At 70.2% G+C, this 19412-nt stretch carries 20 protein-coding genes; 5 read left to right on the top strand and 15 right to left on the bottom strand.

The genetic code is table 11. From position 1 onward, the window contains the following. Positions 1-21 precede the first annotated feature (21 nt). Together galE and galT are read right to left on the bottom strand one after the other, a co-directional pair. Complete coding sequence (gene galE, locus ACO0M4_RS22375) at positions 22-1008, bottom strand: UDP-glucose 4-epimerase GalE (RefSeq protein ID WP_430372672.1); 987 nt, start codon at positions 1006-1008, stop codon at positions 22-24. Further along, the gene (gene galT / locus ACO0M4_RS22370) at positions 1005-2051 is read right to left on the bottom strand and encodes a galactose-1-phosphate uridylyltransferase (RefSeq protein WP_430372671.1); all 1047 of its coding nucleotides are present in this window, start codon (positions 2049-2051) and stop codon (positions 1005-1007) included. The genes galE and galT overlap by 4 nt, the downstream gene beginning before the upstream one ends. Positions 2052-2336: 285 nt before the next feature. On the opposite strand from galT, the gene ACO0M4_RS22365 reads away from it, so the two are divergent. Both ACO0M4_RS22365 and ACO0M4_RS22360 read left to right on the top strand, forming a co-directional pair. Next, a complete protein-coding gene (locus ACO0M4_RS22365) occupies positions 2337-4004 on the top strand; it encodes a sodium:solute symporter family protein (protein ID WP_430372669.1) in 1668 nt (555 codons plus the stop codon). Positions 4005-4018: 14 nt separating this feature from the next. After that, positions 4019-4348 (top strand): hypothetical protein, encoded by a 330-nt coding sequence (locus ACO0M4_RS22360; RefSeq protein WP_430372667.1) that lies wholly within the window; start codon positions 4019-4021, stop codon positions 4346-4348. On the opposite strand, the gene ACO0M4_RS22355 is transcribed toward ACO0M4_RS22360, so the two are convergent. Further along, positions 4318-5013 (bottom strand): response regulator transcription factor, encoded by a 696-nt coding sequence (locus ACO0M4_RS22355; RefSeq protein WP_430372666.1) that lies wholly within the window; start codon positions 5011-5013, stop codon positions 4318-4320. The two genes, ACO0M4_RS22360 and ACO0M4_RS22355, sit on opposite strands and share 31 nt — an antisense overlap. A gap of 200 nt (positions 5014-5213) precedes the next feature. Next, positions 5214-7016, bottom strand: coding sequence for an ABC-F family ATP-binding cassette domain-containing protein (locus ACO0M4_RS22350; protein WP_430372664.1), 1803 nt, complete (start codon positions 7014-7016; stop codon positions 5214-5216). A 187-nt stretch (positions 7017-7203) separates the two neighbouring features. On the opposite strand from ACO0M4_RS22350, the gene ACO0M4_RS22345 reads away from it, so the two are divergent. Further along, on the top strand, positions 7204-7806 hold the full coding sequence (locus tag ACO0M4_RS22345; RefSeq protein ID WP_430372663.1) for a Uma2 family endonuclease: 603 nt from the start codon (positions 7204-7206) through the stop codon (positions 7804-7806). Here ACO0M4_RS22345 and ACO0M4_RS22340 read toward each other — a convergent pair. The 5 genes from ACO0M4_RS22340 to ACO0M4_RS22320 form a co-directional block, all read right to left on the bottom strand. Continuing rightward, positions 7803-8009 (bottom strand): DUF397 domain-containing protein, encoded by a 207-nt coding sequence (locus ACO0M4_RS22340; protein WP_430372662.1) that lies wholly within the window; start codon positions 8007-8009, stop codon positions 7803-7805. The two genes, ACO0M4_RS22345 and ACO0M4_RS22340, sit on opposite strands and share 4 nt — an antisense overlap. Then, on the bottom strand, positions 7981-8841 hold the full coding sequence (locus ACO0M4_RS22335; protein WP_430372660.1) for a helix-turn-helix domain-containing protein: 861 nt from the start codon (positions 8839-8841) through the stop codon (positions 7981-7983). Before ACO0M4_RS22335 ends, ACO0M4_RS22340 begins: the two co-directional genes overlap by 29 nt. 167 nt (positions 8842-9008) lie before the next feature. Further along, complete coding sequence (locus tag ACO0M4_RS22330) at positions 9009-9791, bottom strand: hypothetical protein (RefSeq protein WP_430372659.1); 783 nt, start codon at positions 9789-9791, stop codon at positions 9009-9011. A 41-nt stretch (positions 9792-9832) separates the two neighbouring features. Further along, positions 9833-10939, bottom strand: a complete 1107-nt coding sequence (locus tag ACO0M4_RS22325) for a WXG100 family type VII secretion target (RefSeq protein WP_430372658.1) — start codon at positions 10937-10939, stop codon at positions 9833-9835. Between the two features lie 51 nt (positions 10940-10990). After that, positions 10991-11302: a type VII secretion target gene (locus tag ACO0M4_RS22320; protein ID WP_430372656.1), complete on the bottom strand. Its 312-nt coding sequence runs from the start codon at positions 11300-11302 to the stop codon at positions 10991-10993. A 384-nt stretch (positions 11303-11686) separates the two neighbouring features. On the opposite strand from ACO0M4_RS22320, the gene ACO0M4_RS22315 reads away from it, so the two are divergent. Continuing rightward, positions 11687-12589, top strand: a complete 903-nt coding sequence (locus tag ACO0M4_RS22315; RefSeq protein WP_430372655.1) for a helix-turn-helix domain-containing protein — start codon at positions 11687-11689, stop codon at positions 12587-12589. Then, positions 12586-13161 (top strand): Uma2 family endonuclease, encoded by a 576-nt coding sequence (locus ACO0M4_RS22310; protein ID WP_430372654.1) that lies wholly within the window; start codon positions 12586-12588, stop codon positions 13159-13161. The genes ACO0M4_RS22315 and ACO0M4_RS22310 overlap by 4 nt, the downstream gene beginning before the upstream one ends. Before the next feature lie 18 nt (positions 13162-13179). Here the strand turns inward: ACO0M4_RS22310 and ACO0M4_RS22305 are convergent, their stop codons facing one another. The 6 genes from ACO0M4_RS22305 to ACO0M4_RS22280 form a co-directional block, all read right to left on the bottom strand. Beyond that, on the bottom strand, positions 13180-14619 hold the full coding sequence (locus ACO0M4_RS22305) for a hypothetical protein (RefSeq protein ID WP_430372652.1): 1440 nt from the start codon (positions 14617-14619) through the stop codon (positions 13180-13182). A gap of 116 nt (positions 14620-14735) precedes the next feature. After that, positions 14736-15677 carry a 4-(cytidine 5'-diphospho)-2-C-methyl-D-erythritol kinase gene (locus ACO0M4_RS22300; RefSeq protein WP_430372651.1) on the bottom strand — a complete coding sequence of 314 codons (942 nt, stop codon included), beginning with the start codon at positions 15675-15677 and terminating at the stop codon, positions 14736-14738. Then, complete coding sequence (gene rsmA, locus ACO0M4_RS22295; protein WP_430372649.1) at positions 15674-16582, bottom strand: 16S rRNA (adenine(1518)-N(6)/adenine(1519)-N(6))-dimethyltransferase RsmA; 909 nt, start codon at positions 16580-16582, stop codon at positions 15674-15676. The genes ACO0M4_RS22300 and rsmA overlap by 4 nt, the downstream gene beginning before the upstream one ends. Further along, positions 16579-17739, bottom strand: a complete 1161-nt coding sequence (locus tag ACO0M4_RS22290; RefSeq protein ID WP_430372648.1) for a ubiquitin-like domain-containing protein — start codon at positions 17737-17739, stop codon at positions 16579-16581. The genes rsmA and ACO0M4_RS22290 overlap by 4 nt, the downstream gene beginning before the upstream one ends. A gap of 117 nt (positions 17740-17856) precedes the next feature. Beyond that, positions 17857-18756 (bottom strand): TatD family hydrolase, encoded by a 900-nt coding sequence (locus tag ACO0M4_RS22285; protein ID WP_430372647.1) that lies wholly within the window; start codon positions 18754-18756, stop codon positions 17857-17859. 33 nt (positions 18757-18789) lie between these two features. Beyond that, positions 18790-19236 carry a hypothetical protein gene (locus tag ACO0M4_RS22280; RefSeq protein ID WP_430372646.1) on the bottom strand — a complete coding sequence of 149 codons (447 nt, stop codon included), beginning with the start codon at positions 19234-19236 and terminating at the stop codon, positions 18790-18792. Positions 19237-19412 lie beyond the last annotated feature (176 nt).

Below are 19412 nucleotides of genomic sequence, written 5' to 3'. Positions count from 1 at the left end.
GTTCCGCCCCGGGGCCGGGTCTCAAACGCCGGACGGGCCGGGGTTCTCCGGGCGGGTGGTGGCCCGGGTGAACTCCCAGGCGTCGGCGACGATGCCGGCCAGGTCGGTGCGGGTGGGGCGCCAGCCGAGCCGGTCGGTGGCGGTGCGTGCGGAGGCGACCAGGACGGCGGGGTCGCCGTCGCGGCGCGGGGCGGTCACCTCGGGGATGGGGTGGCCGGTGACCTTGCGGACGGTCTCGATGACCTCGCGGACGGAGAAGCCGTTGCCGTTGCCGAGGTTGCAGATGAGGTGTTCGCCGGGGCGGGCGGCGGCCAGGGCCAGCAGATGGGCCTCGGCCAGGTCCGCGACGTGGAGGTAGTCGCGGACGCAGGTGCCGTCGGGGGTGGGGTAGTCGTCGCCGTAGACGGAGATGGCGTCGCGTCGGCCCTGGGCGACCTGGAGGACGAGCGGGATGAGGTGCGACTCGGGGTCGTGGCGTTCGCCGTACGCGCCGTACGCGCCGGCGACGTTGAAGTAGCGCAGCGACACCGCGGCCAGGCCGTGCGCGGCCGCCTCGCCGGTGATCATGTGGTCGACGGCGAGCTTGGTCGCGCCGTAGGGGGAGGTGGGGGCGGTCGGGTCGGTCTCGGTGATCGGGGTGTTGACCGGCTCGCCGTATGTGGCCGCGGTGGACGAGAAGACGAGGGTGCGCACGCCCGCCGCGCGCATCGCGGCGAGCAGTTCCATGGTGCCGCCGACGTTGTTGGTCCAGTACTTCTCCGGCTGCCGGACGGACTCGCCGACCTGCGAGAACGCCGCGAAGTGCAGGACCGCGTCGTAGGAGGGGTCCAGCCACTGGTGCGCGTCGCGGAGGTCGCCCTCGATGAACGCCGCCCCGGCGGGCACGGCCTCGCGGAAGCCGGTGGAGAGGTTGTCGAGGACCGTGACGGTGTGGCCGGCCTCCAGCAGGTGCTGGGTCACCACGCTGCCCACGTAGCCCGCCCCGCCGGTCACCAGGTAATTGCTCATGGCTTGCTCGCTACCTCTCGCAGTCGGTCGGCCGCAGCCTCCGGCGGCACGTCGTTGATGAACACGTTCATGCCGGACTCGGAACCCGCGAGGAACTTCAGCTTGCCGGGAGTCCTGCGGACGGTGAAAAGCTCAAGGTGGAGCGCGAACTCGGCACGGTCCGCGAGGTGTACGGGCGCCTGGTGCCAGGCGGAGATGTACGGCGTCGGGGGCGCTTCCGGGCCGAAGAGCCGGTCGAACCGTCGCAAGACTTCCAGGTAGATCTGTGGGAATTCTGTGCGGGCCGGCTCGTCGAGGGCGAGCAGGTCGGGGACCCGGCGCTTGGGGTAGAGGTGCACCTCGTAGGGCCAGTGGGCGGCGTAGGGGACGAAGGCGACCCAGTGGGTGCCGTCGAGGACGATGCGGCGGCCGTCGGTGCGTTCGCGGGCGACGACGTCGTCGAAGAGGTTGCGGCCGGTGGTCTCGCGGTGGGCGGCGAGGGAGGCCAGCATCCGTTCGGTGCGGGGGGTGACGAAGGGGTAGCCGTAGATCTGGCCGTGCGGGTGGCCGAGGGTGACGCCGATCTCGGCGCCGCGGTTCTCGAAGCAGAAGACCTGGGCCACGCCGGGGAGTTGGGAGAGTGCGGCGGTGCGGTCGGTCCAGGCGTCGAGGACCAGGGCGGCCTGTTCCTCGGTGAGGTCGGCGAACGAGGCGTCGTGGTCGGGGGTGAAGCAGACCACTTCGCAGCGGCCGTGCTCGCCGGCCAGGGAGGGGAAGCGGTTCTCGAAGACGACGACGTCGTAGGCGTCGGCGGGGATCTCGGTGTGCCGGCCGGCGCCGGAGGGGCACAGCGGGCAGGCGTCGACCGCGGGGTGGTAGGGGCGGCCCTGGCGGTGCGAGGCGATGGCGACGGCGTCGCCGAGGAGCGGGTCGGTGCGGATCTCGGAGGTGGTGGCGACCGGGTCCAGGGGGCGGGGGTCGACGGCGGTGCGGGCGGTGTCGTCGGATGCGTCGTAGTAGATCAGCTCCCGGCCGTCCGCGAGCCGGGTCGTCGTCTTCTTCACCGGGAGCTCCTCACCGTGGCGGGCACACCACTCAAACACAAACACACACAATGAAGCACAACCCAACAACGACGTCAACGCACCCTCGCGCCCGCACACTTGAGCTCAGATACCGGCCATAGCGGACATACTTCCACCCAATCCACAACCATCGCCCATGATCCAACAACTGAAACGCACAAAACTATTCAGTTTTCGGTCGAGCGTGCGTACGTTTTTGTGCGTTCACTTCGCACACACCGCCGTGCTCCCCGAAAGGGCTGTACTCCCCCGGAAAGAGGGCCCATGATCACTCTGGCCGACGGGCTACGACTCCCGACCAACGGGCTCGACTACACGATCCTGGCCATCTACTTCGTCGTCGTCCTCGGCATCGGCTTCGCCGCCCGGCGCAGCGTGAAGACGAGCCTGGACTTCTTCCTCTCCGGGCGGTCACTGCCCGCCTGGGTCACCGGCCTCGCCTTCGTCGCCGCCAACCTCGGCGCCACCGAGATCCTCGGGATGGCCGCGACCGGCGCACAGTACGGCGTCGCGGTCGTCCACTGGTACTGGATCGGCGCCATCCCCGCCATGGTCTTCCTCGGCCTGGTCATGATGCCCTTCTACTACCGCTCGAAGGTCCGCTCCGTACCGGAGTTCCTGCTCCAGCGCTTCGACAGGTCCGCGCACCTGCTCAGCTCGGTGCTGTTCGCCTTCGCCGCCGTCCTGATCGCGGGCGTGAACCTCTACGCCCTGTCGATCGTCGTCGAGGCGCTGCTCGGCTGGCCGCAGTGGGTGGCCATCGTCGTCGCCGGGCTCTTCGTCCTCGCGTACATCACCATTGGCGGGCTCTCCTCGGCGATCTACAACGAAGTGCTCCAGTTCTTCGTGATCCTCGCCGCGCTCATCCCGCTGGTCATCCTCGGCCTCAAGCGGGTCGGCGGCTGGGGCGGCCTGACCCACTCGCTCACCTCCGCGCACGGCGACAACTTCCTGACGGCCTGGGGCGGTACCGGCATCGGCCAGGCCAACCCGCTCGGCGCCAACTGGCTGACGATCATCCTCGGCCTGGGCTTCGTGCTCTCCTTCGGCTACTGGACCACCAACTTCGCCGAGGTGCAGCGCGCCCTGTCCGCGAAGAACCTCTCCGCCGCCCAGCGCACCCCCCTCATCGCCGCCTTCCCGAAGATGTTCATCGTCTTCCTGGTGATGATCCCGGGCCTGGTCGCCGCCGTCCTCGTACCGAAGATCGGCGCCCCGGGCGGCCTCCAGTACAACGACGCGATCCCCTACCTCATGCAGGAGCTGCTGCCCAACGGCGTGCTGGGCATCGCCGTCACCGGCCTGCTCGCCGCGTTCATGGCCGGCATGGCCGCCAACGTCTCGTCCTTCAACACCGTCTTCACGTACGACATCTGGGCCAAGTACGTGAAGACGGACCGGCCCGACGGCTACTACCTGCGCTTCGGCCGGCTGATCACCGCGATCGGCGTGCTGGCCTCGATCGGCACCGCGTTCATCGCCTCGTCGTTCTCCAACATCATGGGGTACCTCCAGACCCTGTTCTCCTTCTTCAACGTGCCGATGTTCGTGGTCTTCATCATCGGCATGTTCTGGAAGCGGGCGTCGATGAAGTCCGGTGTCTGGGGCCTGCTCGCGGGCACCACCGCCGCGATGGTCAACTACTTCTGGATCTACAAGCAGGGCATCATCGCCATCCCCACCGACCAGGGCGCCAACTTCGTCTCCGCGATCGTCGGCTTCGTCGCGGGCGCGCTGGTCATGGTCGTCGTCACGCTCTTCACCGAGCCCAAGCCACAGGCCGAGCTGGCCGGGCTGGTCTACGGGACGACCGCGCCGGGCCTGGAAGAGCCGCCCGCCGAAGGCGATGACGCCTGGTACCGCAAGCCCGCGCTGCTCGGCTGGGGCGCCCTCGCCCTCGCCGCGCTGTGCTACCTGCCCTACTCGCTCTGACCGGAGACCCCGCCATGTCTGAACTGCAACACGAAGTCGGCGAGTTGGAGCGCAAGTCGGCCACCGCCGCCCGGCTCTTCGACATCCGCCGGATCATCGGCGGCCTGTTCGTCGTCTACGGCGTGATCGTCACCATCGCCGGGCTCACCGCCTCCGACGCCGACCTGAAGAAGGCCCAGGACATCAACATCAACCTGTGGACGGGCCTGGCCATGCTCGCGCTCGGCCTGTTCTTCCTGGTCTGGCTGAAGCTACGGCCCACCGTCCCGCCGTCCGCGGCGGCACTCCAGGAGCACCAGGAACCCCAGCAGCCTCAGGAGGGACGCGGCGGCGGCACGGACTGACCCCGCTGGACCCGCTCCAGCAGACCGGTGCGGGCGGCCAGCGCGGCCGCCTCCAACCGGGAGCCCACCTCCAGCTTCATCAACACCCGCTGGACGTGGGTACGGGCGGTGCTCGGCGCGATGTCCATGCCCGCCGCGATCACCCGGGTGTCCTCACCCTCCGCGACCCGGATCAGCACCTCGACCTCGCGCGGGGTGAGCAGTTGGAGCAGCCGCACCCCCTCGTCGTCGGGCTGGGCGGCGGGGTGCAGCAGCTCCTCGAACGCCTGCTGGAGCAGTTGCGGGGCGACCGCCGCCTCGCCCGCCCGGGCCTTGATCATGGCCCGCTCGACGCCCTCGATGCGCTCGTCGTTACGGACGTAGCCGGAGGCGCCGGCGGCGAACGCGGCGGCGATCCCGCGCGGGCTGGGCACCGGCCCGAGCACCACCACCGCGACCTGCGGCCGCTCCTTCTTGATCCGGACGACCGGGTCGAACGCCCCCGGCTCGGCGGGCCCCGCGGTGCCCAGCAGGCACACCTCCGGCGCCCGGCTCACCACCAGGTCCGCTGCCCCGGCGCTGGGCGCGGCGGCCGCCAGGACCCGGTGTCCGCGCAGCTTCAGGGCCGAGGCGAGCGCCTCGGCGAGCAGACGGTGATCGTCGACCACCATGAGCCGCACGCCCATCGAGCGGACCCCCTCAACTCCCCGACCCGGCTGTGTGTTCCCGGGAAGCTACACGCTCGGCTGCCGATGCGCGCCCCTTAGCGTGGAGAAGACCACCGGAACGCGGGAATCAAGACCATTCGGGGCCGATAGCCGCCCCTGCCGCCGCACACCTGGACGGCCAAATCCGACGGCCCTCCGCAGGGCCGCCGGGGGCGGGCTCACGCGTCCTCGGCCAGCTCCAGCCAGCGCATCTCCAACTCCTCGCGCTGCGCGGCCAGTTCCCGCAGCTCGGCGTCGAGCCCGGCGATCTTCTCGAAGTCGGTGGCGTGCTCGGCCATCTGCGCGTGCAGCTTCGCCTCCTTCTCCCCGATCTTGTCCAGCTGCCGCTCGATCCGCTGGAGCTCCTTCTGCGCCGCGCGGTTGACGGCGGCCGGCTTCTTCGGCGCCGCGGCGGCCGGCTGGGCGGGCGCCGGCGTCGCCGCCTCGATCACCTTCTGGCGGCGCTCCAGGTACTCGTCCAGACCGCGCGGCAGCATCCGCAGGGCGGCATCGCCCAGCAGCGCGAAGACCCGGTCCGTCGTCCGCTCCACGAAGTACCGGTCGTGGCTGATGACGATCATCGACCCCGGCCAGCCGTCGAGCAGGTCCTCCAACTGCGTCAACGTCTCGATGTCGAGATCGTTGGTCGGCTCGTCCAGGAACAGCACGTTCGGCTCGTCCATCAGCAGCCGCAGGATCTGCAGCCGCCGCCGCTCACCACCGGACAGGTCCCCCACCGGCGTCCACTGCTTCTCCTTCGTGAAGCCGAACTTCTCGCACAGCTGCCCCGCCGTCATCTCCCGGCCCTTGCCGAGATCGACCCGGTCGCGGATCTGCTGAACGGCCTCCAACACCCGCAGCGTCGGGTTGAGTTCGACAACCTCCTGCGAGAGGTACGCCAGCTTCACGGTCTTGCCGACCACGACCTTGCCGGCCGCCGGCTGCTGCTCGCCCCCACTACGGGCGGCCGCCTCCAACGTCCGCAGCAGCGAGGTCTTCCCCGCACCGTTGACGCCGACCAGACCGATCCGGTCACCGGGGCCGAGCTGCCAGGTCAGGTGCTTCAGCAGCACCTTGGGCCCGGCCTGGACCGTGACGCCCTCCAGCTCGAAGACCGTCTTGCCCAGCCGCGAGCTGGCGAACTTCATCAGCTCGGCGTTGTCCCGCGGCGGCGGCACGTCCGCGATCAGCTCGTTGGCCGCCTCGATCCGGAACCGCGGCTTACTGGTCCGCGCCGGGGCACCGCGCCGCAGCCACGCCAGTTCCTTCCGCATCAGGTTCTGCCGCTTGACCTCCTCGGAGGCGGCGATCCGCTCCCGCTCGGCCCGCGCGAAGACGTAGTCGGAGTAGCCGCCCTCGTACTCGTGGACGGCACCGCGCTGGACGTCCCACATCCGCGTCGCCACCTGGTCCAGGAACCACCGGTCGTGGGTGACGACCACCAGCGCGGAGCGCCGGCCGGCCAGGTGCCGGGCGAGCCACGAGATCCCCTCCACGTCGAGGTGGTTGGTCGGCTCGTCCAGCACGATCAGGTCCTGCTCGGCGATCAGCAGCTTGGCCAGCGCGATCCGCCGCCGCTCACCACCGGACAGCGGCCCGATGACGGTGTCCAGCCCCTGCGTGAACCCCGGCAGGTGCAGATCCCCGAACAGCCCGGTCAGCACGTCCCGGATCTTGGCGTTACCGGCCCACTCGTGGTCGGCGAGATCACCGATCACCTCGTGCCGGATGGTGGCGGCCGGGTCCAGCGAATCGTGCTGGGTCAGCACGCCCAACCGCAGGTCACCGGCGTGCGTGACCCGCCCGGTGTCGGCGGACTCCAGCTTGGCCAGGATCCGGATCAGCGTGGTCTTGCCGTCGCCGTTGCGGCCGACGACGCCGATCCGGTCGCCCTCATTGACGCCGAGGGAGACACCGTCGAGCAGCGCACGGGTCCCGTACACCTTGTCGACGGCTTCCAGATTGACGAGGTTGACGGCCATCTCACTCCTGCTCTGTGCGTCCCCGGTCGGGGGCTCGATCGGCCTCCCAGCGTAGTCGCCGCGGGGCGGGGGCCTCGGGGGGAGGAGGGCGGTGCCTCACGGGGCCCACGCGGGTCGGTCACCCTTTGTGATGACGTGATCGGGATACGGCCGCGACCTGGGACCGGCGGGCCGAAGAATCCCGTCCATGGGAGGAACCGAGACCGCCACATCCACCGAGCAGCGTCACTGGCCGAGGCCCCCGCAGGAGGGGTACCGGGTAGACCACCTGATCACGCTGCCCGCCCTCCCGCCACACACCCAATTGATCGACGGGAGCCTGATCTTCGTGAGCCCACAGCGTGAGTTCCACACGCTGATGCTGTATCTGCTGGAACACGGCTTGCGCGCCACGGCCACGGGCGAATTCCGCGTGCGGCGGCAGATGACCATCGTCCTCGACGAGCGCAACGGTTTGGCACCCGACGTGAGCGTGATCCGGGCCGACGCGGTGATCGGGCCGCACAAGGCGAGCTACCAGGCCGAGGACGTGCTCCTCGCCGTCGAGGTCGTCACCCCGGAATCAGCGTCCCGCGACCGGACGACCAAGCCGCGGAAGTACGCCGCCGCCGGGATCGAGAACTTCTGGCGCGTCGAGGAGAGCGGAACGAACGGCAAGCCCGTCATCCACGTCTACGAACTCGACCCGGTCACGGGGGCGTATGTGCACGACGGCATCCACCGCGACCGGATCAAGGTCGACAAGCCCTACCCCATCGACATCGGCCTGACCGCCATCGACGAACTCTAGGCGGCGCCCTTGACGGCCGCGACGAACGACGACCACCCGGCAGCGGAGAAGACCAGCGCGGGCCCCTGCGGATCTTTGCTGTCCCGGACGGGGACAACGCCGGGGAGGCCGTCGGCGACCTCAACGCAGCTGCCTCCGGAGCCGTTGCTGTAGCTGCTCTTACGCCACGCAGCGTTACTCAAGTCGCGCGCTGTGCTTGCCATTTCGGAAGTCCCCTGCCGCTGTCTCGATCATGGAGAGAGACGCCGCGGGCGACAGTGCGGCGGCCCTGAGCAGATCGTACGACTCCCGGTACTGCTTCACGAGTGGCGGAAAATCAATGAGTTGGCCGCTGTGCAGTCCCTCGGTGTACGCGACCGGAGGGGCGTCCGAGAACGTCATGATCGTGGTCATCCCCATCATGAACGGGTGCAGGCCATCGACGTCCGGAAGGATCTGCACGATCGAGTGCGTGGACCTGACCACCTTCGCGATGTGCTCCAGCAGTTCTGCCATCTGCTCGTCCGAGAGGGCCCGCCGGCGGATCAGATGCTCGCTCAGGACCACCCAGAACTTCGGAGGCGTCTCCGCCCCGAAGATCGCAGCCCGCGACATCCGGGCTGTCACCTTCTCCTCAACCTCTTCGTCCGACTCCCTGGGATGCGCCGCCCGTACGACCGCCCGCGTGTACGCCGGCGTCTGAAGCAGGCCCGGGACGAGCATCGGCGCCCACTCGTCGATGGTCTCCGCGCGCCGCTCCATCTCCAGCGCGTCCGCGAAATACTCCGCGTGACCGGCCCGGCGGGCCTTCGCCACCGCCTCGCAGCGGCGCTCGAAGAAACCGTTCGTGTTGAGCTTCTTGTCGATGTGGATGGCCAGATCCATCGGCATTCCGCACTCACCGCGCTCGATGCGGCTGAGCAGCGGGATGCCGCGAAAGCTGCCCTCCGCTAACTGTTCGAGCGTGAGCCCGGCCTGCTCCCGTAGGTAGCGCATCTCGGCGCCGTAGAAGCACGGGACACTGGCTGAGGGGTCTGCGTCCTTGCGAGGGGGCATAACTCACCACCGCTGCTTGCTGGTTGCCCGGTACAACGCGATTCCTCGGCACGCTACGCGCGAGCGATGCCGCAGGGTGGGCGAATCGTCGCAATGCGCACGGAAGGGTGGTCACCGCATCGCGGGTTTCCGCGACCCGGTGGGCCGGGTCGCGGCCCGGCGCGACGTCAAGACTTCAAAGACCGGAAAACCCACTTCTCCAAACCCTTCAGACCACCCGCCACGACGAGGGCGCGAACGCGGTCGACATGCTCACTCCCCCAGGTGCGGGGAAGCAGGTTGACCAGTTCGTACAGCTCCATGGCGCACTCTTCGAGCATTTCGGGAGAGGCATACCCTTTTGCCCAGGCGACCGCGTGGTTTCCGTTGAGCCACATGTGCCTGCCGGACAGCTGGGGACGTTGGAGTACCTCCGGCCTGACGAGTGCGGAGAAGACCCGGTCGTCGGCTACCAGCACTCTCGTTTGCCCATGCCCCGGACCGAGCGCGGCAAGCGCGTCGTACTCGCGCAGAAGACGCTTGGGAGTGGTGTAGTAGAAATCCCCCCGAGACGCCCGCCAGTGATCGCTCTTGGGGTAGAAGCCGAACGGGGGGAGCGTCCTGGGAAAGGTCAGGGCCACCCCGGACGACACGAGATCGATGGAGGAGCGGCCCTGGGGGATCGAGTCCTTCAACTGCCAGAGCAGCGCCTCGACGCTCTCGCCGGTGCCGTCCGGATCGGGCAACTCGCCGGCGGCGACGTACCAGGGGTATCCGGCCATCGGCTGGCCGCGAAAAGGCATCTTCGCGGCGTACCGGTCCTTGGATTTCCGCAACAGTCGCCAGTCCGGACGGGCGGCATCCCATTCCTCCCACGGGTCCCGGAGTTTTACCGGATGGGGATCGGACTCTCCGGCGGGCCGCCTCCGGCGGCCCGTACCCTGCCACTTCTCACCCCTGAAAGGCCGCATGGCCCGTATCCCCTCCGCAAGCCGACCCGGTGAACCCCGCACTATCCAAAAGGGTTTCCCCCGCGCTCTTCCCGGGGAAGTTGCACCGCGCCATCCTCGTCCGTAACCGCGGACCCCGCGTTCGGCAGGTGGTGATTTTTGATCGTGTCGTCGACAACACCGCCACCGGTGTAGATGGTCCCGTTCGCGCCGATCTCATGGAGGTTGCGAAAGGCCGGCGACGCCGCGTCCGGTAGATCTCCTTGCTTCAATCGGCCCGCGTGGTGAGCGCCCTCGGCGCCGGTGACGAGACTGGTCGCGGTATCGAGGCCGACGGTCGTCGCGGTCGGGTCGAACTGCTCCGCCACGAACGTACCGCCCGCGCTGGTCAACCCACCGGAGACGACGCTCTGGGCCGTCTTGGCGCCCCCTTCCAGACCAGCGCCGGTCAGTACCTTGTCGAAGGCGTTGGGGGCGCTGCGTCTGCCCAGTGAGCCCAGGCCCTTGCCTAGTGCTCCCGGAGCCGCCGCCACACCGCCTGCGATGGCAGCGTTCTGCCAGTCCTGTGCGGTGAGGCCGCCCTGTCCGGTGAGCTCCTTGCTGACACCGGTACCCACGAGGTTCATCGCGGAGTTCCTGAGGCCGTCCTGGATCAGCTTGGAGAGCGCCTTGACCAGGCGCATCATCGTCTTGGAGCCCTTGACGAGTTCGAGAACGGCCTTCTCTGCCTTCTCCGCAAGCCCCGTGAACTTCTCCACCAGGCTGAGGATCCTCATGGCCCGGGCCCCGGAGGCAGCCGCCGCCACCACGTCCGAGATGCCCGCCGTGACCACCGTCAGCAGGGCGCCGGCGAGTTCCGTCTCGGCGATCTCCAGGGCGATCTCGACGATTTCCTTGACGATCGCCTCGGCCTCGTCCGCATAGGCATCGAGCTGCTTCTGTACGGCGGCGAAGTTCTTCGCGGTGGATTGAAAGGCTTCGTACTGCTGCTTCCAGTGCTTCTTGAAGCCGTCGGCGGCGTCGCCGTGCCAGGTGACGCCCACCGTGGCGTCCACCCGCTTGTTCAGGCGCGCGGCGGTTTCCTGGAGGTCCTGGCCGAAACTCCCCCAGCGGTGGGCGATTTCCCGCAGGGTCGTCGGGTCGCCGCCGGGCCAGGGGATTTCCAGCATTTCCAGGACCGGGACGACCTTGTCGACCAGGTAACTGTTGATGCTCATCCGTCAGGCCCTCAACGTTTCGCTGGTGTGCGCGTCGACACCGTCGTAGTTGGCGGCGGACTGATGAAGGCCCGCGCTGTTGGAGCGGAACAATTGGGCGAGTTCGGCGAGGCCCTCGGCGGTGCGGTTCACCATCTCCGCGTACTGGTCGGTGATCCCTTGGCACGCGGCTATCACCCCGAACGCCTCCCCGATCTCGAAGACGTTTCCCACGAACCCCTCTATGCCCCCGGCGAGTTCATCGGCCGCGGACTGAAATTCCGTCGCCAGTTCTCGTAGCCCGTCGGGATGTGCCTGAAATTGCCCTGCTGCCATATGACACTCCCCCATCGATACGTCGTCACCATCACCCGCACGGTCGTTCGGAATGCGGACAACGGACAGGACGCTACGAGGCCCCGTAACGGGAAGCAGCCGAGCCAGGCCGATCATGACGGGGCTCTGACAGAACTCTTACGCCGCCCACGCCCCCACCGGCCCGCCACCCACACGGGTGACATATGCCAACTCGGTTGTGATCTGGGTGGGTTGAGCGGCATATGCTCACCGCGACAAGTGCACGAGGACCCGAGTACCCGAGTACTCGACCGCACACATACTTCGGCCCCCGGCCGGGACGGCAATCCCGAACGAGGGCCTGACCACCAAGGAAGCAGAACCTTCCCGATGGCTACCACCAAGGAAAAACCACGTTTCCCGATGGCTCCTGCGAACCCTAGCGCGCCCTCGCGCCCCGCGTCCCGCGTTCCCGCATCGACTCCCTCGTCCGGCGTCATGCACGTCAACTCCCGTCACACCAGCCACTACACGGTGGTCGGCAACCACCTCGCCCAGCACCGTGGGTTGTCGCTCGTCGCGATCGGGCTCGCCGTGCACATTCAGTCGCTGCCCGCCGGGGCGCGCATCGGCATCAAGTGCCTGACCGCCCGCTTCCCGGAGAGCGAGGCCCGGATCGCCTCCGCCCTACGGGAGCTGGAGGCCGCCGGGTATCTGAAGCGCACACGGGAGCGGCTGCCGAGCGGGCGGGTCGTGACGCGCACGGTCTCGTACAACCAGCCGGGCGTGGCGCCCTGCCCCGTGGCCCGTCCCACCCCACGGGCCCCGAGACCGAAACGGGAACACGAGCCGACGTCGACACCGACGCCAACGCCGAAACCAGCGCCGAAACCAGCGCCGAAACCGGCGCCGAAACCGGCACGTGCGCCGCTGCCCGCGCCGCGCCGTCCCGATCCGGTGGGTGCGCGGACGGCCCACCGCATCCTCGTGGAGCTGCGGCGCGACGATCCGCGGCTGCTGCTCTCCGAGGCGGACGTGGCGCGTCTCGCTCCGGCCGTGCACGCCTGGCTCGAACGCGATGCACCGCCCGACGCCGTACGCCGCACCCTCGCGGCCGGCCTGCCGCCCGGCCTCCGCAGTCCGGCGGCCTTCCTCGCCCACCGCCTCACGGCGTGCCTGCCCCCGCCCCTCCCGGCCGCCGCCCCGGCCCCCGCACGCCCCGACCCCCTCCAGACCTGCGACGCCTGCGACCGCGCCTTCCGCGCACCACATCCAGGGCAGTGCCGCGACTGCCGCACCGACCTCACGGAGGCTCCCCCGCCATGAACAGCCGTGCGGGCACTCCGCTTCGATACCGAGCGATGTACAGCGCCATCGAGCGGATTCAGGACTCCGTCCCCGGCCAGCTGGAGATCACCAGCACAGGCATCGTTCACGACCTGGTGTGCCCCGTCGGGCCTCATGAGCTAACGGTGGCCCGGGTCAACCGTCGCATGGAAAAGGCGATGCCGGACGGAATCATGGCCCACACCGGTGCCCCGGACGTGGCGGCTGAGTCCCACGGCGTCCTGCGGCGTCCCGACGTGATGGTGATCGCTGAGGCCGATATGGAAGTCCCCGGGACGTTCGACCCCCGCACGCTCATCGCCGCCATCGAGGTCGTCTCCCAGTCCAACCCGGACAACGACTGGGTGGGCAAGACCCGGGACTATCCCCTCCTCGGCATCCCCGTCTACGCGATCTTCGACCCCCGCACCGGGACGGGCGCCGTCTTCACAGACATCCACCCGACCCCGGACGGCCCCCGCTACGCCACGCGCAAGGACTTCGTCTACGGGGAGGACGTCACCGTTGCCGAGTGGACGATCCCGACGGACGGCCTGCCGCGCTACCCGTGACGCCGCCCCACCGACCCCTCAGTCCACGTACTCCATCGTGATCGGGGCGGTGTTGTTCGTCAGGTCCGGGTCCGGGTGCTCCGAGTCGGGTTTCACGGAGATCGTGCCCTGCGCGCCGTCGACCCGTTTGTCGATGCGGAACCGCAGCGAGGGGTGGACGTTCAGCGGTGACGGGCACACCACCGTCCGGTGCTTCTTGTCGCCGTACTCGCAGAAGGGGTCGTCGCCGCTCTCGCCGTCCTGGTGCCCGATCAAGGTGACGCCCTCGGGCAGGGTCAGGTACGTGTCACCCTCGAAGTAGCCGTCCTCGTTCATCACGTCCATGTCGATCACGTCGCCCACCTTGCCCTTGATGGTGAACCCGTTGACCTGCTGGTCGTATCTCCGGGTGGTGCGGAACTGCACTTCACCGAAGGCGAGCTCCCTGTCGAACGACTTGAAATCGCTGCCGTCGGTCGGGCGGAACCCGAGCGGCGCGCCGGTTCCCCGCGGGGCCGCGTCGGGCAGCAGATCGCGGCTCGGTGTGTTGGGGGCGGGGTACACGGTGGAAGTGATCCGGCCGTGGTTCCCGGTCTCGTCGATCGTCATCGTGAACGGCTGGTCGGTCTCGTACGCGGCTCCGACCGGCAGGGGGCCGGGGATCGTGCACATCGCCTTCTTCGGCGCGTCGGCCCGGTCGTAACGGCAGTTGCTGTACTGCCTGTGCAGCGTCGCCTGTCCCATGACCTCCACCACGACGTTGAGATCGCCTTCGACGTCGGCCTCTCCCTCGTTGCCGAAGGCGGGCCTCAGCTTCAGCTCGGAGCCGGGGTCTATCCGATCGGGTGCCGGGTCCCACAGGCCCCATTCGCTCCGCGCGGTCAAGTGCGGTGCCCCGATGGCCAGTTGGATGGTCTGGTGGATGGTGGGGGCGTTGCTGCTGGCCACGGTGATCTTCAAGGACCCGGCCGGCCCCTTCGTCGCATCCTCTCTCGGAATCATGTGGAAGTGAGCGATGCGGGCGGACTCGCCCGATGCGATGTCCCTGGCCTTCCCCGATTCACTGTCCTTCGGAGTGCAGGTGACGAGGGCACCGGACCACTTGCAGCCGTCGCGCCGGTCCCAGGGGTCGAGTGACGCCGTCACCGCCTTGGCGTCGGAAAGATCGATGGTGATCTTGATTTTCTCGGCCTTCGCCGGCTCCCGGCCCGGGGAGCGCCGGCTCGCCGCCAGGGTGACGTCGTACGGCTCGGGTTGCTGGTCCCCGGGCGCCTGGTCGTCCGACCTGTCGAGCGCCCGGAGGTAGAAGGTGCCCGGCGTGTCCTGGAACGCCAGCGTCACCCCCGGGGAAGGCTGGTCCGCCCGGCCGGGACTCCCCGCGCCGCTGGAGGTCACCGCCCCGCCGAGCACGACCAGCAGGGCGACCGCCCAGGCCGTGGTCGCGCGTCGACGCCGGCTGCCCGCTCGTGAATCCGTCATGCAAGATCAGACTCGAACGTCGTGTCGAGCGGTTGCCGGGCGGCGGACACGGTACGGACACGGCCCGGACGGCCTGGTGCCACCTGAACGCACCCCGCCGAGCGGGCCGTTGGGGGTCAGCCGTTGGTGACGACCGTCGCGCCCGGGGCCGGGCCGGACGTGGCACGGGCCGTGCGGCAGGTGCCCGAGGCGCGCAGGGCGGCGGCGACGCGGTCGGCCTGGTCGGCGTCGGCCACCAGGAACGCGGTGGTCGGGCCGGAGCCGGAGACCAGGGCGGCCAGCGCTCCCGCGTCCGTGCCGGCGGCGAGGGTGGCGGCCAGCGACGGGCGCAGCGAGAGCGCCGCCGCCTGGAGGTCGTTGTCCAGGGCTGCGGCGAGGGCGGCCGGGTCGCCGGTGCGCAGGGCGTCCAGGAGGGCGGGGGACGGCTCGGGGTCGGGGATGTCGGCGGTGGTCGCGCCGGTGCCGGAGGCGTCGCGCAGGCGGTCGCACTCCTTGTAGACGGCGGGGGTGGACAGGCCGCCGTCGGCGACCGCGAAGACCCAGTGGAAGGTGCCGCCGACGGGCAGCGGCTCCAGCAGTTCGCCCCGGCCGCGGCCGAGGGCCGCGCCGCCGACCAGGCTGAACGGTACGTCGCTGCCCAACTCGGCGCAGATTGCCAGGAGTTCGTCCTGCGGGGTGGCGGTCCCCCACAGGGTGTCGCAGGCCAGGAGGGCGCCGGCGGCGTCCGCGCTGCCGCCGGCCATGCCGCCGGCGACGGGGATGTCCTTGGCGATGTGGAGGTGGACGTTCGGGTCCAGGCCGTGGCGGGCCGCCAGCGCGCGGGCAGCGCGGGCGGCGAGGTTGGTGTCGTCGAGGGGGACGTGTTCGGCGTCCGGGCCGGTGCAGGTGAGCGTCAGGGCGTCGGCGGGGGTGGCCGTCACCTCGTCGTACAGGCCGACGGCCAGGAAGACGTTGGCGAGGTCGTGGAAGCCGTCGGGACGGCGGCCGCCGACCGCGAGCTGGACGTTGACCTTGGCGGGGACGCGGACGGTGACGCCGTCGGGAGCGTTGCGGGTCATCGGGTGGGCTCCTGGTCGGTGGCGTCAGGGGCCGGAACCTTGTTCTCGGCGATGGCGATGAACTCCTCGACCGTCAGCGATTCGCCGCGCGCCTGCGGTGAGACGCCGGCCGCGACCAGGGCGGCTTCGGCCGCGGCGGCCGAGCCCGCCCAGCCGGCGAGGGCGGCCCGCAGCGTCTTGCGGCGCTGCGCGAAGGCGCCGTCGATGACGGCGAAGACCTCTTCGCGGGAGGCCCGGGAGGGCAGCGGTTCGGTGCGCCGGACGAGGGAGACCAGGCCGGATTCGACGTTGGGGGCGGGCCAGAAGACGTTGCGGCCGATCGAGCCGGCCCGCTTGACCTCGGCGTACCAGTTGGCCTTGACCGACGGGACGCCGTAGACCTTGTTGCCGGGGCCGGCGGCGAGCCGGTCGGCGACCTCGGCCTGGACCATGACCAGGGTCCGTTCGATGGTCGGGAACTGCTCCAGCATGTGGAGCAGGACCGGGACGGCGACGTTGTACGGGAGGTTGGCGACCAGGGCGGTGGGGGCCGGGCCGGGGAGTTCGGTGACGTGCAGGGCGTCGCGGTGGACGAGGGCGAAGCGGTCGGCGCGCTCGGGGAGCCGGGCCGCGATGGTGCCGGGCAGCGCCGCGGCGAGCACGTCGTCGATCTCGACGGCGGTGACCCGGTCGGCGGCCTCCAGCAGCGCCAGGGTCAGCGAGCCCAGGCCCGGGCCGACCTCGACGACCACGTCGTCGGGGCGGACCCCCGCGGTCCGGACGATCCGGCGGACGGTGTTGGCGTCGATGACGAAGTTCTGGCCGCGCTGTTTGGTGGGGCGTACGCCCAGCGCAGCGGCCAGTTCCCGGACATCGGCGGGGCCCAGCAGCGGGCCGGATTCGTCAGTGGTCTTGCGGTCGCTCACCCGTGAAGCTTACGGCCGCAAACCGGCCAGGGGCTCGCGCCCCGGGTGACGTAGAGCTTCTTGGCCCGGAAGGTCTGCTCCTCGGCGGGGGCGTCCTGGGGGCGGCCGGCGCCGCCGAGCCGGCGCCAGGTGCCGACGTCGAACTGGTAGAGCCCGCCGTAAATGCCCGAGGCGTCGACCGCGTCCGGGCGGCCGCCGGCCTCGCACTGGGCGAGTTCGCCCCAGGAGAGGCCGTCGGCGCCGCGGACGGAGCTGGGCAGCGCCTGGGTGCCGACGTGGATGATCTGCGGGCGCGGCTCGCGGACCGTCTCGACGGCGACCTTGTGGGGTTTGCGGTGGACTCCGTTGACGGTGTCGCGGCGGTAGGTGACGCGCCGCAGGCCGGGGACGCCGGGGTGGACCACCACCTCGGTGCCGCGGGGCAGCGCCGGATCGGGCCGCTTGACGGTGCGGAAGGGGAGGGTCTCCTCGCGGACTTCGGTGGTGCCGGTGACCCGCAGGACGGAGACGGTCTGGCCGTCGCGGGGGAAGCTGTCCGCCGGTACCGAGGTGGTGTCGCGGTCGCGCAGGGCCAGGCCGGCCTGGGCGAGGGCCTCGCGGACGGTGGCGGCGTTGGTGCGGATGCGGTACTCGCGGCCGTCGGCGACGAAGACCAGGGTGCGTTCGGTGCGGACGTGCAGTTCCAGGCCGTGCCGGCCGATGTGCTGGGAGCGGGCGGTGGAGAGGTAGGCGCCCTCGGCGCGGACGCCGAGTTGGTGCAGCGCGCCGGCGACGGTGTCGGCGGTGGTCCATACCTGGCGGCGCTGTCCGTCGAGGGTGAGCATGACCGGTCGGCCGTGGCGGACCACGATCTCGTCGCCGCTGGTGAGGTCGGTGCCGGAGGTGGGGGCGACGATGTCGTGGGCGCCGATGGCGAGGTCCTGGTCGGCGAGGAGCTCGTCGACGTCGTCGGCGAAGGTGTGCAGGGTGCGGGGGTCCCCGTCGACGCTGAGTTTGACGGCCTTGTCGTGCGCGACGAAGGCGGTGGTGCCGCCGGCGAGGAACGCGACGACCAGGGCGCGGGGCAGTAGCCGGCGCAGTTGTTGGGGGGTGTCGGCGGTGCGCCGGCGGCGGCCGCGGCCGCGCCCGGCACGGTGGCCGCTCTGTGAAGGACTCACGCTGCACCTGCCACGGGTGTCGTCCGGTAACCGGTCAAGCGCGGAATGTAGCGGAGTGCGGGCGGCGGACCCAACTCGCCGCGGTGGTGCGGGGCGGCCGGATGGGTCCCGGCGACGTCAGTAGTCGAACGCGCGGGCGGTGTTGGCGGCTACGGCCGAGGCCAGCGCGTCCTCCGTCATGCCCTTGACCTCGGCCATGGCGCGCAGGGTGTGCGGGATGAGGTAGGGGGCGTTGGCCCGTCCGCGGTACGGCGCGGGGGTGAGGAAGGGGGCGTCGGTCTCGACGAGCACCAGTTCGGGCGGGGCGACGGCGAGGGCGTCGCGCAGCGGCTGGGCGTTCTTGAAGGTGACGTTGCCGGCGAAGGACATGAAGTAGCCGGCCGCGGCGCAGATCTCGGCCATCGCGGCGTCGCCGGAGTAGCAGTGGAAGACGACCCGGTCGGGTGCACCCTCCTCGCGCAGGATGCGCAGCACGTCGTCGTGGGCCTCCCGGTCGTGGATGACCAGGGCCTTGCCGCGCCGCTTGGCGATCTCGATGTGGGCGCGGAAGGAGCGCTGTTGGGCGGCGGTGCCGTCGGGGCCGGTGCGGAAGTAGTCCAGGCCGGTCTCGCCGACGCCGCGGACCTCCGGGCGGGCGGCGAGCGCGTCGATCTCAGTGAGCGCGTCATCGAGGGCGGCGTCGCCGCCGCCCGCCCGTCGCCCACCACCACCCTTGCCAGAGTCGCTTCGCGACGCCCCCTCGATGGGGTCCCCGAGGACGATCCGCGGGGCTTCGTTGGGGTGCAGGGCGACGGCGGCGTGCACGCTGTCGTGGGCGGCGGCGGTGTCCGCGGCCCAGCGGGAGCCGGCCAGGTCGCAGCCCACCTGGACGAGGGTGGTCACCCCGACGGAGGCGGCCTTGCTTAGGGCCTCCTCGACGGTGGTGTCCTGCATGTCTAGATGGGTGTGCGAGTCCGCGACCGGTACCCGGAGCGGTTCCGGCAGCGGCGGCGGGGTGTCGTTGTCCTGCTTGGCCATGGCCGCGATCCTACGAGGACCGCGGCCGGTGCCTCACTTGCGGTGGTGCTGGAAGGGGTGCAGCAGGTCGGAGAGGTGCCAGTGGTGCCGTTGGCGTTCGGCGGTGCTGCCGGTGTCGTCCTGGTGGGGGGCCTTCTTGTGGTGCGGGCGCTGGTGCATGTGCGCGATCGCGTCGGAGACCATCGAGACCTGACCGGAGCGCATGATGCGGACGACGTGGCCGCCGCAGTTGAGGCACGTGGGGTGGGTCAGGGGGGACGGGACGCGTGCGTCGTCCGCGTAGTAGACGGCGTGCGTGACGCCCTTGGCATCCACCTGGTGCTCGATCTCGTACGCCTGCTCCCAGCCGTGGCCGCAGCTCATGCAGGCGAAGGCGTATGCCTCGCGGGCGGCGGGCTCGGACGGTCGGGGGTGGGGCGGGACGGGGCTCGCGGGTGCCGCGCCAGGAATGCCGGCGGTGGTCTTCGTGATGTCGCTCATGTGCGCTCCTCTTGTCCGCTGGACAAGCTCTCCGGGGACGGGAGGTCCCGGTTCCCAGGGAACGCCTTTCGCGGCCGGAACGCAGCTGAGCTGCTACCTATTGGCCCAGATTTGGCAGGTCGTAGGAAAAACGCACCACAAGGGGGCTGATCGCTTTACCTTCGATGCCGACCGTT

Origin of the sequence: Streptomyces sp. RGM 3693 (assembly GCF_050471125.1) — a bacterium.
Taxonomy (GTDB): domain Bacteria; phylum Actinomycetota; class Actinomycetes; order Streptomycetales; family Streptomycetaceae; genus Streptomyces.
This window is presented reverse-complemented; position numbering and strand designations above follow the sequence as displayed.

Excerpts from the sequence above, each read along its gene's own strand:
- ACO0M4_RS22355 (WP_430372666.1), bottom strand. The coding sequence starts at position 5,013 with ATGGGCGTGCGGCTCATGGTGGTCGACGATCACCGTCTGCTCGCCGAG.
- ACO0M4_RS22315 (WP_430372655.1), top strand. The coding sequence starts at position 11,687 with ATGGCTCCTGCGAACCCTAGCGCGCCCTCGCGCCCCGCGTCCCGCGTT.
- ACO0M4_RS22360 (WP_430372667.1), top strand. The coding sequence starts at position 4,019 with ATGTCTGAACTGCAACACGAAGTCGGCGAGTTGGAGCGCAAGTCGGCC.
- ACO0M4_RS22305 (WP_430372652.1), bottom strand. The coding sequence starts at position 14,619 with ATGACGGATTCACGAGCGGGCAGCCGGCGTCGACGCGCGACCACGGCC.
- ACO0M4_RS22330 (WP_430372659.1), bottom strand. The coding sequence starts at position 9,791 with ATGCGGCCTTTCAGGGGTGAGAAGTGGCAGGGTACGGGCCGCCGGAGG.
- ACO0M4_RS22340 (WP_430372662.1), bottom strand. The coding sequence starts at position 8,009 with ATGGCAAGCACAGCGCGCGACTTGAGTAACGCTGCGTGGCGTAAGAGC.
- ACO0M4_RS22280 (WP_430372646.1), bottom strand. The coding sequence starts at position 19,236 with ATGAGCGACATCACGAAGACCACCGCCGGCATTCCTGGCGCGGCACCC.
- ACO0M4_RS22285 (WP_430372647.1), bottom strand. The coding sequence starts at position 18,756 with ATGGCCAAGCAGGACAACGACACCCCGCCGCCGCTGCCGGAACCGCTC.
- ACO0M4_RS22350 (WP_430372664.1), bottom strand. The coding sequence starts at position 7,016 with ATGGCCGTCAACCTCGTCAATCTGGAAGCCGTCGACAAGGTGTACGGG.
- ACO0M4_RS22300 (WP_430372651.1), bottom strand. The coding sequence starts at position 15,677 with ATGACCCGCAACGCTCCCGACGGCGTCACCGTCCGCGTCCCCGCCAAG.
- galE (WP_430372672.1), bottom strand. The coding sequence starts at position 1,008 with ATGAGCAATTACCTGGTGACCGGCGGGGCGGGCTACGTGGGCAGCGTG.
- ACO0M4_RS22365 (WP_430372669.1), top strand. The coding sequence starts at position 2,337 with ATGATCACTCTGGCCGACGGGCTACGACTCCCGACCAACGGGCTCGAC.
- ACO0M4_RS22310 (WP_430372654.1), top strand. The coding sequence starts at position 12,586 with ATGAACAGCCGTGCGGGCACTCCGCTTCGATACCGAGCGATGTACAGC.
- ACO0M4_RS22325 (WP_430372658.1), bottom strand. The coding sequence starts at position 10,939 with ATGCTGGAAATCCCCTGGCCCGGCGGCGACCCGACGACCCTGCGGGAA.
- ACO0M4_RS22345 (WP_430372663.1), top strand. The coding sequence starts at position 7,204 with ATGGGAGGAACCGAGACCGCCACATCCACCGAGCAGCGTCACTGGCCG.
- ACO0M4_RS22335 (WP_430372660.1), bottom strand. The coding sequence starts at position 8,841 with ATGCCCCCTCGCAAGGACGCAGACCCCTCAGCCAGTGTCCCGTGCTTC.
- ACO0M4_RS22320 (WP_430372656.1), bottom strand. The coding sequence starts at position 11,302 with ATGGCAGCAGGGCAATTTCAGGCACATCCCGACGGGCTACGAGAACTG.